Annotated in this window: 12 protein-coding genes; 4 read left to right on the top strand and 8 right to left on the bottom strand. The window is 64.2% G+C overall.

Features of this window, described 5'->3' with window-relative positions; all coding sequences use genetic code 11:
* Positions 1-397: 397 nt before the first annotated feature.
* On the bottom strand, positions 398-1,015 hold the full coding sequence (locus FDP28_RS09955) for a pyridoxamine 5'-phosphate oxidase family protein (protein ID WP_144661272.1): 618 nt from the start codon (positions 1,013-1,015) through the stop codon (positions 398-400).
* Positions 1,016-1,152: 137 nt separating this feature from the next.
* Here FDP28_RS09955 and clpB point away from each other — a divergent pair, with 137 nt between their 5' ends.
* A complete protein-coding gene (gene clpB, locus FDP28_RS09960) occupies positions 1,153-3,810 on the top strand; it encodes an ATP-dependent chaperone ClpB (protein WP_144661273.1) in 2,658 nt (885 codons plus the stop codon).
* A 12-nt stretch (positions 3,811-3,822) separates the two neighbouring features.
* Here the strand turns inward: clpB and FDP28_RS09965 are convergent, their stop codons facing one another.
* Positions 3,823-4,680, bottom strand: coding sequence for a septum formation family protein (locus FDP28_RS09965; protein WP_260842417.1), 858 nt, complete (start codon positions 4,678-4,680; stop codon positions 3,823-3,825).
* Between the two features lie 312 nt (positions 4,681-4,992).
* Here FDP28_RS09965 and FDP28_RS09970 point away from each other — a divergent pair, with 312 nt between their 5' ends.
* Positions 4,993-5,217 carry a DUF3073 domain-containing protein gene (locus FDP28_RS09970; RefSeq protein WP_011776148.1) on the top strand — a complete coding sequence of 75 codons (225 nt, stop codon included), beginning with the start codon at positions 4,993-4,995 and terminating at the stop codon, positions 5,215-5,217.
* Positions 5,218-5,399: 182 nt separating this feature from the next.
* The gene (locus FDP28_RS09975) at positions 5,400-6,170 is read left to right on the top strand and encodes a VOC family protein (protein ID WP_144661275.1); all 771 of its coding nucleotides are present in this window, start codon (positions 5,400-5,402) and stop codon (positions 6,168-6,170) included.
* 65 nt (positions 6,171-6,235) lie between these two features.
* Here the strand turns inward: FDP28_RS09975 and purM are convergent, their stop codons facing one another.
* The 6 genes from purM to FDP28_RS10005 form a co-directional block, all read right to left on the bottom strand.
* Positions 6,236-7,384: a phosphoribosylformylglycinamidine cyclo-ligase gene (gene purM, locus FDP28_RS09980; protein ID WP_144661276.1), complete on the bottom strand. Its 1,149-nt coding sequence runs from the start codon at positions 7,382-7,384 to the stop codon at positions 6,236-6,238.
* Positions 7,381-9,006 carry an amidophosphoribosyltransferase gene (purF, locus tag FDP28_RS09985; RefSeq protein WP_144661277.1) on the bottom strand — a complete coding sequence of 542 codons (1,626 nt, stop codon included), beginning with the start codon at positions 9,004-9,006 and terminating at the stop codon, positions 7,381-7,383. The genes purM and purF overlap by 4 nt, the downstream gene beginning before the upstream one ends.
* Positions 9,007-9,163: 157 nt before the next feature.
* Positions 9,164-9,496, bottom strand: coding sequence for a hypothetical protein (locus FDP28_RS09990; protein ID WP_144661278.1), 333 nt, complete (start codon positions 9,494-9,496; stop codon positions 9,164-9,166).
* An 89-nt stretch (positions 9,497-9,585) separates the two neighbouring features.
* Positions 9,586-9,927, bottom strand: a complete 342-nt coding sequence (gene uraH / locus FDP28_RS09995) for a hydroxyisourate hydrolase (RefSeq protein WP_144661279.1) — start codon at positions 9,925-9,927, stop codon at positions 9,586-9,588.
* The gene (uraD, locus tag FDP28_RS10000) at positions 9,924-10,433 is read right to left on the bottom strand and encodes a 2-oxo-4-hydroxy-4-carboxy-5-ureidoimidazoline decarboxylase (protein WP_144661280.1); all 510 of its coding nucleotides are present in this window, start codon (positions 10,431-10,433) and stop codon (positions 9,924-9,926) included. The genes uraH and uraD overlap by 4 nt, the downstream gene beginning before the upstream one ends.
* Before the next feature lie 152 nt (positions 10,434-10,585).
* The gene (locus FDP28_RS10005) at positions 10,586-11,416 is read right to left on the bottom strand and encodes a phosphatase PAP2 family protein (protein WP_144661281.1); all 831 of its coding nucleotides are present in this window, start codon (positions 11,414-11,416) and stop codon (positions 10,586-10,588) included.
* A gap of 167 nt (positions 11,417-11,583) precedes the next feature.
* Between FDP28_RS10005 and FDP28_RS10010 the strand changes: the two genes are divergently transcribed.
* Positions 11,584-12,678 carry a pyridoxal-phosphate-dependent aminotransferase family protein gene (locus tag FDP28_RS10010; protein WP_144661282.1) on the top strand — a complete coding sequence of 365 codons (1,095 nt, stop codon included), beginning with the start codon at positions 11,584-11,586 and terminating at the stop codon, positions 12,676-12,678.
* Positions 12,679-12,776: the final 98 nt, after the last annotated feature.

Raw genomic sequence — 12,776 nt, forward strand, 5'->3', positions numbered from 1 at the left:
TCAACTGACGGAGACCGCCAGCACAACGCCGACGGCCCCCGCTCCCGTTTAGGGGATGTTGTGCCAGAACAGGCGGATAACATCAACGGCTAGCCGGATGATGTTGACCGCGAGGTTCCAGGCGCCCCATGGTTCTTCACGTTTCCGCTTTGAATCCATGCCGACACCTCCTCCCAAAGGAACAGGCACGGCTCGCACTGATAGTCGGCACAACAACGTTGCGCCCTACGTGCGTAGGGCCATAGACTCAAAGTGTGGCGTTTGAGGTTCTATGGCCCTCTTACCGCACCAATGAGCGAACCGCTCAGAACAAAGACCCGATGCCAGTCGGGTCTTTCGTTCGTTAACGGCACAGCAGGCTGTTGCCTGATGGTGCAAGCCTAGGGCAGGTTCCCCGCTACTCCCGGTACATCCGCTCCGCATAGGACGGCCCGTAGTAGGTCTCGAGATCCTCCAGCGGCGTCTCCGGCTGGGTGTACGCCTGGGCGAGCACGGCGATGCTCGGAAGGTCTTCGGACTCCCACGTTTCCGGCTGCCACAGGCCGCTGCGCATGAAGGCCTTGCCGCAGTGCGTGAACACTTCCTCCACCGAAACCACGACGGCGGCACGTGGCCTGTGCCCCTTGACCACCATCTGATCGAAGAAGTCGGCGTCACGGACAATTCGAGCTGTTCCGTTGATTCGCAGGGTGTCGGTGCGGCCCGGGACTACGGAGAGGATCCCGACGTTCGGGTTCTCCAGGATGTTGTGGAAGCCGAAGGCGAGCTTGTTGCCCGGGCGTTCGGGGATGGCGATGGTGTGCTCGTCAAGGACGTGGATGAAGCCCGCCGGATCGCCCTTGGGGGAGGCGTCCACGCGACCCTGCGCATCCGTCGTCGAGAGGACGCAGAAGGGGCTGGCGGCGAGCCATTGCCGGTCGAAGTCGCTAAGCGAGGTCCGGACCTTCTTGCGCACCCGTTCGAGGGGCAATCCGATCAGGTCTTCGAGTTCAGCGGCGGAGGAAATCGTGTCCATGGCCCCAGCCTAACCGTGCAGCTATGGACATGGGTTTCGCCGTGGGCAAACATGGAACAAGTGACCGCCAAATCAAACTTGAGCGTAGTAGACTCAACTTTGAAAGTATTGGTCACTCTCCAGAAAGGGAGCTCTCTTTGGACGTCAAATTCACTACCAAAAGCCAGGAGGCCCTTTCTGCGGCCGCCATGAACGCATCAACCGCGGGAAATCCCCAAGTGGAACCCGCCCATCTGCTGAAGGCCCTCATGGACCAGCGGGAGGGCGTTGCTGTTGCTCTGCTGCGTGCCACGGGAGCCGACCCCGATGCCGTGAGCGTCCAGGCGAGCTCGGCCATCAAGGCCCTTCCGTCGTCGTCGGGCGCCTCAGTGCAGCAGGCGCAGTTGTCGCGGCAGTCACTGCAGGCCATCCAGGCCGCCCAAAACGAGGCGGACAAGCTCGGCGACTCCTTCGTCTCCACCGAGCACCTGCTGCTGGGGCTCTCGGCCGGAAGTGACGCCGTCGGGAAGTTAATGCGCGACGCCGGTGCCTCCCATGAGGCGCTTCTCGCCGCCCTGCCGGGTGTCCGCGGTGACAGGAACGTCAATTCCCCGGATCCGGAGAACACCTTCCAGGCCTTGGAGAAGTTCGGCACGGACCTGACTGCGGTGGCGCGCTCCGGCAAGCTGGACCCCGTGATCGGGCGTGACAGCGAGATCCGCCGCGTCGTCCAGGTCCTGAGCCGCCGTACCAAGAACAACCCGGTGTTGATCGGTGAGCCCGGCGTTGGCAAGACCGCCGTCGTCGAGGGCCTCGCGCAGCGGATGGTGGCGGGCGACGTCCCGGAGAGCCTGCGCGGCAAGACGCTCGTCGCCTTGGATCTCGCATCGATGGTGGCTGGCGCAAAGTACCGCGGCGAGTTCGAGGAGCGCCTGAAGGCCGTCCTGGAGGAGATCAAGAACTCCAACGGGCAGATTGTCACGTTCATTGACGAGATCCACACCGTTGTTGGCGCCGGCGCCACGGGCGAGAGCGCCATGGACGCCGGCAACATGCTCAAGCCCATGCTGGCCCGCGGGGAACTCCGCCTGATCGGTGCCACCACCTTGGATGAGTACCGCGAGAACATCGAGAAGGACCCCGCCCTGGAGCGCCGCTTCCAGCAGGTCTACGTGGGAGAGCCGAGCGTTGAAGACACCATCGGCATCCTCCGCGGCCTCAAGGAGCGCTACGAGGCGCACCACAAGGTAGCCATCGCCGACTCGGCGCTGGTCGCCGCAGCCACGCTGTCCAACCGCTACATCTCGGGGCGCCAGCTGCCTGACAAGGCCATCGACCTCGTGGACGAGGCTGCGTCACGGCTCCGCATGGAAATCGACTCGGCGCCGGAAGAGATCGACCAGCTCCGCCGCGCCGTCGACCGTTTGACCATGGAAGAGCTCGCCCTCCAGAACGAAACCGATCCCGCTTCCGTTGAGCGGCTCGCCGCGCTTCGCGCTGACATGGCGGACAAGAAGGAAGAACTCAACGCCCTCAACGCACGGTGGGAGGCTGAGAAGGCCGGACTGAACCGTGTGGGTGACCTGAAGGCCAGGATCGATGAACTGCGCTCCGCTGCCGACAAGCACCAGCGCGAAGGTGACCTGGAATCGGCGTCGCGGATCCTGTACGGCGAGCTGCCGGCCCTGGAGCGGGAGCTGAGCGCGGCAGCCGAGGAGGAGTCCGCCCGCAGTGATTCAAAGCCGGAGCTGATGGTCGCTGAGGAAGTCACTGCCGATGACATTGCCGAGGTCATTTCTGCCTGGACTGGTATCCCGGCCGGCCGCATGCTTCAGGGTGAGTCCCAGAAGCTGCTGCACATGGAAGAGGAGCTCGGCAAGCGCCTGATCGGGCAGAGCAAGGCGGTACAGGCCGTGTCCGACGCCGTCCGCCGTGCCCGTGCGGGGATCAGCGACCCCAACCGGCCCACGGGTTCGTTCCTGTTCCTGGGCCCCACCGGCGTCGGTAAGACAGAGCTGGCCAAGGCCTTGGCTGACTTCCTGTTTGACGATGAACGAGCCATGATCCGGATCGACATGTCGGAGTACAGCGAGAAGCACGCCGTGGCCCGCCTGGTGGGTGCCCCTCCCGGATACGTGGGCTACGAAGAGGGTGGCCAGCTCACCGAGGCTGTCCGACGACGGCCGTACTCCGTGGTGCTGCTGGACGAGGTTGAGAAGGCCCACCCGGAGGTGTTCGACATCCTCCTGCAGGTGCTCGACGACGGCCGCCTCACCGATGGGCAAGGCCGCACCGTGGACTTCCGGAACACCATCCTGGTGCTGACGTCCAACTCGGGCAGCCAGTTCCTGGTGGATCCGTCGCTGGATGCCAAAGCCAAGCGCGAAGCCGTCATGGCCGTGGTCCAGGCCTCCTTCAAGCCCGAGTTCCTGAACCGCTTGGACGAGATCGTGCTCTTCGATCCGTTGTCCGTTGAGGAACTGGCACGGATCGTGGAGTTGCATGTCGACGAGCTCAGCAGGCGGCTTCGGGACCGGCGGCTCACGCTCGAGGTCACTGATGGTGCCCGTGCCTGGCTGGCCATGTCCGGCTACGATCCCGCCTACGGTGCCCGGCCGCTGCGTCGACTGGTCCAGCGCGAGATCGGCGACCGCCTGGCCAAGGAAATCCTGGCCGGCGAAATCAGCGACGGCGACACCGTGCTGGTCGATACTGCAGCGGACTTGGACGAGCTCACCATCGACGGTTTGGAGGCGTTGTCAAACGCCGACGGCGGGACCCCGGCAGGTACGGGCCTCACCGTCCGCCGGAAGTAGGACGGTCCGGCACTACTTCTCGAGGAGGTCTTCCTTGATGGTATTGCCGGAGTCCACCACGATGAAGCAATCAACGCGGCGGTCGCCACGGTCCCAGCTGGAACTGCTGGGGTACACGTTCTGCTGGAGCAGCACGTAGTTGGCGGCCGCATCGTTGAGCTTCACGGTCTTGCACACTTCCCGGCCCTTGTCCCGCAGGGCATTGGCGCCCGGGAAGGACTCGTCAGCGCCATAGCTGAACACTGCGCCGAGCTGGGCTGAATGTTCGGTGTCGCAGGCAACCGCCCTGGCCTCGCTGGCTTTGGGGTCGAAGCTGGCGAAGCAATCGCCTATCTGGAAGTCCTTCGCGTTCGTGTCGCGGGGGAGCGGGCCAAGCGTTGCCGAGGCACTGGGGCTCGCCACGCTGGCTTCGGGCCGGTTGCCGAGCAGGTTGAGAAGAACCCAAATCACCACGCCGATGAGAACCAGGACACCGACAACGATTCCGCCAATGACAAGACGCTGGCGCTTGACCGGATCGCCATGCGGCTCCGGCTGCCATTCCTGGGCCGTTTGCTGGGCAGGGTATGGCTGGCGCGTGTAAGGCTGTCCTGCGTCCTGTCCCGGGTACGGTTGGCCCGTATAGGGCTGGCCCGGCTGTGACTGGTTCGTATAAGGCAGCTGCCATGGGTAGTTCGGTTCGCCGCCGGGCGCTGGGCCTGTGTTTGCCGCACCGTTTTCCGGGGGCAGCGCCGGATCAGGTTGCTCGGCCGGGTTGGGGACGAAGTCGGGGTCGAGCTCAGGTGCGGGGTCCGGCTGGAGGCCCGACGGTGTTGTCCCCGGCTCCGTTTCAGGCTGTTCGCCAGGTGCCGGGCGAGGTGTTTCAGGCACGGGGGACGCACCCTCCTTGCCCTGATCGTGTGGTGAACCATCACGCGGTGAGGTGTTGTCCTGGCTCATATTTCCGGGTGTGCCTTCCTGCTGTGGAGCCGCATTGAGGCCGACTCTACCCAATTTTCCCCGTGCTTGGAGGTGCATATGGCTGGTTTTGACGGTGTGGGGCCTGGACTCGGGGCCCGTGTGGCGCACAGGCACCCCTGAAAGCATGTAATCTAGACATACGACAAATTGACCAAACATTCCGGGGCCTCACCGATAGCCAAGGTGACCACCTCCGGTCCAAGTACAAAAGGGGGTCACGCCATGGGGCGCGGCCGTCAAAAGGCAAAAGCTACCAAGCAGGCTCGGGACATCAAGTACTACTCCCCGAACACTGACTATTCGGCACTTGAGCGTGAGCTCACGGGGCCATCCAGTCGTGTCAAGAGCCACTTCCCGGACGATCCTCCGGAGCCGGACTACTCGGCCTACGAGGACAAGTACGCGGAAGATGATGACGACGAGGTAGACACCCGCCGTATCGGATAGCTGTCGCAACCAACAGGTGCCGCTGGCACTGAGTTGCGTACCGCCGTCGTACATCAGGTCATCGCGCATCCCCGGATGCCGTATATCTTTTGAAAAGGGCCCCCAGGGCACGCCGCTCATTGGCGTACCCTGGGGGCCTTTTCTGCTGAGGCCCAAGTCCTGGCCGTGGCAGGATTAAAGGCATGACGGAGAGAAAGCACTACGCCAGCGGCGAGCCCTGCTGGGCGGACCTGCAGACCAGGGACGTCGCGGCTGCCAAGGATTTCTACCAGCAGGTGTTTGGGTGGTCGTACAAGGACCTGCCGACTCCGGACGGACGCAGTTATGCCCAGGCGTTCGTGAAGGATCAGTTGGTGGCTGTCATCGCTCCGCAGAATCCCCTGCAGGAAGCCGCCGGGACGCACGGACAGTGGAACATCTACCTGGCCGCCACGGACACGGAAGAAGTAGCCGAGGACGCTGCTCACGCCGGCGGCAAGCTGCAGTTCGGCCCCGAGGCAGTTGCCGACACGGGAGTGCTGGCGTTCATCGAGGCTGCAGGCGGAGGAACCACGGGGATCTGGCAGGCGGGAACGCATATCGGCAGCCACCTGTACAACGAGCACGGTGCGCTGGCCTGGGCCGAACTTCTCACTCCTGAGCCCCAGGCCGCCGTCGCGTTTTTCCAGCAGCTTTTCGGCTACGAGGTCACCGAATATCCCCAGGACGACGGCGGCAGCTACAGCACGCTGATGGTCGGCGGTGATGAGGTGGCCGGCATTGTCCCTGCCGAGGAGGGCGACGACGCCGCGTGGCAGGTGTACTTTGGGGTGGCTGATGTCCGGAAGGCCGCCGACGCAGCCGTCGCGGCCGGGGGAGAGCTTCTGGTGGAACCCGAGGACCAACCCGAGGCTGGGTCATTGGCCACTATCATGGACGCCCAGGGCGGAATCCTGAGCCTGATCCAGGTCTAGTACCCAACTAAAAGCGGCCCGGCAGTTGATCCAACTGCCGGGCCGCTTTTCAAGCGAGAGGACGCTTAGGCGTAGGCGTTCACCAAACGGACCGCGCCGCCGTCGACACCCTTGGCACCCTGGACGTAATCCGGACCGGTCTTGTCGATCGAGTCCGAGTTCTCCGTAACGGTACCCATGACCCAGGACGGCAGGCCGCGCTCGTTGAGGCGGGCGACTGCGGCGTCGGCAGCTTCCGGGGAAACGATCGCAACCATGCCCACGCCGAGGTTCAGCGTACGCTCCAGGTCGGCCAGCGGAACGTTGCCGAGCTCGGAAACGAGCTTGAAGATCGCTGGGAGCTCCCACGTGGCGCGGTCAACCGTGGCGACGAGGCCCTGCGGGAGGACGCGTGCCAGGTTTGCGGCCAGGCCACCACCGGTGACGTGGCTGAAGCCGTGAACAGCTGCTCCGGCGGAAACCGGGAACGTGCGGGCCAGGTCCAGGCAGTCGGCGGCGTAGACGCGGGTGGGCTCCAGGAGTTCCTCACCCAGCGTGCGGCCAAGCTCGGAAACCTGACGGTCCAGGGCCCAACCGGCGTGGTTGATGACGCGGCGGACAAGGGAGTAACCGTTGGAGTGCAGGCCGGAGGAGGCCATGCCGATCACGACGTCGCCCGCGCGGACGCGGTCCGGGCCGAGCAGTGCGTCAGCTTCCACAACACCGGTGGCGGCACCTGCGACGTCGTATTCGTGCTCCCCCAGGAGGCCCGGGTGCTCGGCGGTTTCGCCACCCACCAGGGCGGTACCGGCTACGGAGCAAGCCGAAGCGATACCGCGGACGATGTCAGCAATGCGCTCGGGAACAACCTTGCCGCAGGCGATGTAGTCCGTCATGTAGAGCGGCTCGGCGCCCACAACAACGATGTCGTCCACCACCATGCCCACCAGGTCGAAACCGATGGTGTCGTGGATGTCCATGGCCTGCGCAATGGCCACCTTGGTACCGACACCGTCGGTGGAGGTCGCCAGGAGCGGCTTCTTGTAAGTCAGGAGCTTTGAGACGTCGTAGAGGCCAGCGAAACCGCCGACGCCGCCAATCACCGACGAGTTATGGGTCGCCTTGACAGCGCCCTTCATGAGTTCGACTGCGCGGTCTCCCGCTTCGACGTCGACACCTGCCGAAGCGTAGGTGATGCCGGCGTTGTTGTCAGCGGCGGGGGTTGCGGAGGTCATACAGACTCTTTCTTGTCGGCGTCGGTCAAACGATCAGCGTCGGTCAGGAGGTTCTCGAATTCGGCGTCGGGCCCTGGATCGCAGCCCGTGGCGCCGGGCTTCTCGGCCGGATCCTCGGTTTCTTCAACGGAGTCTTCGGCAGGGGTGAGGCCACCCAGGTCGGTGCGCTCCAGCAGGTTCTTGCCCAGCTTGTCCGCGTGCGGCAGCTCGATCGGGTACTTGCCCGTGAAGCAGGCGGTGCAGAGACGTTCGCGTGGCTGCTGGGTGGCGCCGATCATGCCGTCTTCGGAGATGTAGGCCAGCGAGTCGGCGCCGATGGCCTGGGAGATCTCGTCGATGGTGGCACCGTTGGCGATCAGCTCCGCGCGGGAGGCGAAGTCGATGCCGTAGAAGCAAGGCCACTGGACCGGGGGAGAGGAGATCTTGACGTGGACCTCTTTGGCGCCGGCTTCCCGCAGCATACGGACAATGGCGCGCTGGGTGTTTCCGCGGACGATCGAGTCGTCCACCACCACGATGCGCTTGCCGCGGATCACGGACTCCAAGGCGTTGAGCTTGAGCCGGATACCGAGCTGGCGCAGCGTCTGTGAAGGCTGGATGAAGGTACGGCCAACGTAGGCGTTCTTGACGAAGCCGTGTGCGAACGGAATCCCGGACTGTTCGGCGTAGCCCACAGCGGCGGGAGTGCCGGACTCGGGCACCGGAATGACGAGGTCTGCCTCGTGGGTGTTCTCGCGGGCCAACTGGCGGCCCATCTCCACGCGGGACTCGTAGACGGAGCGGCCGGCGATGGCGGCGTCGGGACGGGCCAGGTAAACGTATTCGAAGACGCAACCGGCCGGGGTCGGCTCGGCGAAGCGCTGCGAACGGACGCCGTCCTCGTCGATGGCGATGAACTCGCCGGGCTCGATCTCGCGGATGAAGCTGGCACCGACGGTGGCCAGACCGGCCTGTTCGGAGGCGACAACCCAGCCGCGATCCAGGCGGCCGAGGCATAGCGGCCGGATGCCGTACGTGTCACGTGCTGCGTAGAGGGTTCCCTCGTCCATGAACACGAAGCAGAAGCCACCCTTGATCTTGGGAAGCAGCTCCAGAGCGGTCTGCTCCAGGGTCTTGCCCTCTTCACCTTCAAGGAGGGCCGTCACCAGTGCGGTGTCGGAGGTGTTGCCCTGCTTCATTTCGCCGGTCAGCTGGCCGTCGTTGCGCTGGAGGATCATTTCCCGGAGCTCAGCGGTGTTGGTCAGGTTGCCGTTGTGGGCCAGTGCAACCGTGCCGGTTGCTGTCGCGCCGAGGGTCGGCTGCGCATTGGCCCAGTGGCTTGCACCGGTGGTGGAGTACCGGCAGTGGCCCACGGCCAAGTGCCCGGTCAGGGTGTTCAAAGTTGTCTCATCGAACACCTGGGACACAAGGCCCATGTCCTTATAGACGTTGATGCGCTTGCCGTCACTGGTAGCGATACCAGCCGATTCTTGTCCGCGGTGCTGCAGCGCATACAGCCCGTAATAGGTGAGTTTTGCTACTTCTTCACCGGGAGCCCAGACACCGAAGACGCCACAAGCGTCCTGGGGGCCTTTTTCGCCGGGGAGAAGATCATGAGAAAGTTTTCCGTCGCCACGTGCCACTGGTCGATTGTCTCATGTTGTGGGCGTGGTACGTTCCCCCGCAGCCTATATGACCCCGCCAACCCCTACAGAAAAGGCGAAGATCAGGCGTGTCGGGCCGAAAATGCGGTGTGTCTCACATTGGCTCCCCCGCAAAAGGGCGGGACGGGCGCCTGACTTAGCGGACGCCGTCGTTCTCTGGTCCCTCGTCCGGAACCGAATCCGGAACGGCCTCCACCACCGCACGCTCGGAGCGCTTGACGCTCATGCGGTCCAGGACCAGGGCCAGGATGGAGAAGAGGATGACGCCGCCGCCGGCGCAGACGGTGAGGAAGAATCCGAACACTGTGCTCGCGTCGAAGGCGGGATCGGCCGGGCGGCCGTAAGCGATGATTGCGGCCACGATTGCCCCCACCACCGCGCCCAAAATCATGAAGGGAACGAACTTGGGCGCCCGGCGAACCGTGATTTCGCGGCGGGCGGTGTTGGGGGTGGTGTCCTCTGAAGCCATACCTTCAAGCGTACCGTTCCGCGTTTGGGTACAGATAATGCCCCTAAGAAGACTCCTTAAGGGCATTACCTGTACAAAAACTTGGCGGGTTAGCTGCCGCGGTACGTCGAGAAGGCGAACGGGCTCAACAGGAGCGGCACGTGGTAGTGCTCGCCGGCGTCGGAAACTGTGAAGTTGAGGTCCACTTCCGGGAAGAAGGTCTCGGTGCCGAGACCTTCGTAGTACGCGCCGGTGGCGAAGTTCAGGCGGTAGGCGCCACCCGGGACGCGCTCCGGGCCAAGGGTCTTGATGCGGCCGTCGGCATCGGTTTCGCCCTTGGCCACCAGGGTCCATTCGTCGCCTTCGCGGACGTAAAGCACGACGGCGACCCCCGCCGCCGGGCGACCGGAACCGGTGTCCAGGATGTGCGTGGTTACTTGTGAGACGCTCATGCGTTGACTCCTTCGCTGACCAGGCCGGAGAGACGCAACAGCGCGATCTCCCGCAGCTGCCCGGCCACAATCGTGTCTTCTTCTTCGGGGGTGTGGTTGAGGCGCTCCTGCAGCGTGCTGAGGATTTCCTGGGCGCTGCGACCGGCGGCGCGGATCAGGAAGACGCGGCCGAACTTCTCTTCGTACGCCCGGTTGCCTTCTGCCAGCGCGGTTGTCGTCTCGTTGTCCCCGGGGTCGACGCCGGCTTGTTCCGAACGCGACATGGCCGCCTCGGTGGTTTGTGCCTTGGGACGTTCACCGATGCGGGGGTGGTGGGCCATGGCTGATTCCACCTCGGCCGCAGTAAAGGGCTCGGCGGCGCGTTCGGCCTGTGCCAGGAGTTCATCGACGCTGGCGTAGGGGCGCGCGTCGACGACGGCTTCCACCCAGCGGCTGATATCCAGGCAGGGGGTGAGGGTCTTGATGGCCTCGTCCCGGTCGACGCTGTTGAATACTGCAAGCTCCATGCTTGTCATCCTCGTGCAAAATGCTGGCATCCATGGTGTGGGCTATGCGGAACCCCCGCTTTCGGGAGGAAGCGTTTGCTTTCTTGCTTCCGCATCATGGAACTGTTATTTCAGCATACGTAATTCAGTTAAGCCGAGTCGCCCGGCTGGTGTCAAGAGACTACCTCGTGATGACGCCTCGTGCGCACCGTCAGATAGAGCCTGTGAGCGGTGATGACCAGCGCGAGCCACGCGATGCCGATAGCCCAGGCGGCCAGGACGTCGGTCAGCCAGTGGTGGCCGAGGTAGACCCTGCTCAGGCCCATGGTTGCCGCAAAGACGGCGGCGATGACTATGGTGATGACCCTTGCCCTGGCGGTCTTGACCCGCAGGATGATCAGGTAGGCCACGATTCCAGCGATCACGATCGAATTCAGGGAGTGGCCGCTGGGGAATGAAGCCGAATGTTCGTATGGCGGGATCGCGTCCGCAAGATCGGGGCGTGTGCGGCCAAACAGCGGCTTTCCCAAGATGGTGATCAGGAGTGAACCCAGGCCGGTTGCGAGCATCAGAATGACCGGAGTCCACGAACGCCTGCGGGTTGCCAGGAAAATCATGATTCCCACCGCGATGAGTGGCATGCCAACGGTGCCGCCCACGTTCGTATAGGCCGTGATGGCCGCATCTGCAGCAGGGGAGCGGAAGGACTTGGCTGCTTCCAGCACGGGGTGATCGAAGTTCGCGACGCCGTTGGCTTCTGTGACGGACTCGTAGACTTCACCGAAGGCCCATGCCAGTGCAAGCGTGACACCGAGGCCCACCAGGAGTGTGATGATGAGGGCTGCGTAGGGGCCAAGGAACTTGGTGACCCGCTCCGCGCCCCTGGCCAAGGTTCGGCCCGCCGGGGACTTCCACCGCGTAAGATCCTGCCCGGCGACGAAGCGGTCCTGGTTTACTTCACCCCGTACGCCCTGTTCTGCGGGGCTGTTTCCTTCAGTCGTCACTCTCGTCCCCTATCGTGGCGGCTTCGATATTAGTGAGTAACCTTAGCATTTGCGCTTTGGAGTTCCCCTTGCGGGGCCTGATATACGTCCCATGCCCGACTTTTGGCACGAAGAGCGGGCCTCACAACGGCTGCTGGGGCAGAATGACCTCAACTGAAGGAGTTCGCATGCCCGACATTCTGACATCCAGGTTCCTGTTCGGTCCCGGCCCGAGCAATTGCTACCCCGAGGCCATGGCCGCTCTGGCCTACCCGGTGCTGGGCCACCTTGATCCGGTGTTCATCGAGCGCCTCGACCACACCTGCGAGGGGCTACGGACAGTGTGGGGCACGGCCAACGCGCGGACCCTTCCGTTAAGCGCCACAGGTTCCGGCGGCATGGAAGCGGCGTTCGTGAACACCGTGTCCGACGGCGACGTAGCTGTCATCGCCGTCAACGGACTTTTTGGGGCGCGCATGTGTGAGGTCGCCCGGCGCTGCGGGGCGACAGTCATCCGGGTGGACCACGAATGGGGCCAGCCGGTCGATGCCGACCGTGTCCTATCCGCACACCCAAACCCCGCGGTCATCGCCGCCGTCCATGCAGAGACGTCCGTGGGCGTGATCTCGGATATTGCTGCCCTCGGAGCCGGGAAGGGCGACGCCCTGCTGATCACCGACGCCGTCACGTCCATAGGCGGACTGGACCTTCGGGCAGACGACTGGGGCATCGACGTCGGATACGCCGGCACCCAGAAATGCTTGGGCGTCCCGCCGGGGCTCTCGCCCTTCACGGTGTCAGATCGCGCGTTCGAGCGCCGCGTCAAGGATCCGCGCTCGTGGTACCTCGACATCGGTCTGCTCGGCGGGTACGTCGGGGCTGCTTCAGGCGCGCGGACGTACCACCACACCGCGCCCGTCACCATGATCGCCGGACTCGAGGCGGCACTGGACCGGATCCTCGCCGAGGGCTTGGAGAACGTACAGGCCCGGCACCGCGCCGCGGGCGCTGCTTTGCAGGGCGGACTGCAGGAGATCGGACTGAAACTGTTCGCCGCCGAAGGCTCACGCCTGCCGAGCCTCACCACCGTGAAAGTGCCCGACGGCGTCAACTCGGCAGCCGTCCGCGCTTACCTTTTGGAGCACTTCAGTATCGAGATTGGCTCCGGCGTAGGGGAGTTCGCCGACACGGTGTGGCGTATCGGCATGATGGGCCCGAATGCCAACAGTGCCTCGGTGACCCTGGTGCTGGGGGCGCTGAAGGAAGCCCTCGCAAAGGCCTGACGCTCGCTCACATCCCTCCCGCTTGAACCCAACGCTCTCTCACATCCCAAGGGTTTGAGTGCGTCGCTCTCTCACATCCCAAGGGTTTGAGCGGGTCG

Source organism: Paenarthrobacter nicotinovorans (assembly GCF_007670255.1).
In the GTDB taxonomy this organism is placed as follows: Bacteria; Actinomycetota; Actinomycetes; order Actinomycetales; family Micrococcaceae; genus Arthrobacter; species Arthrobacter nicotinovorans_B.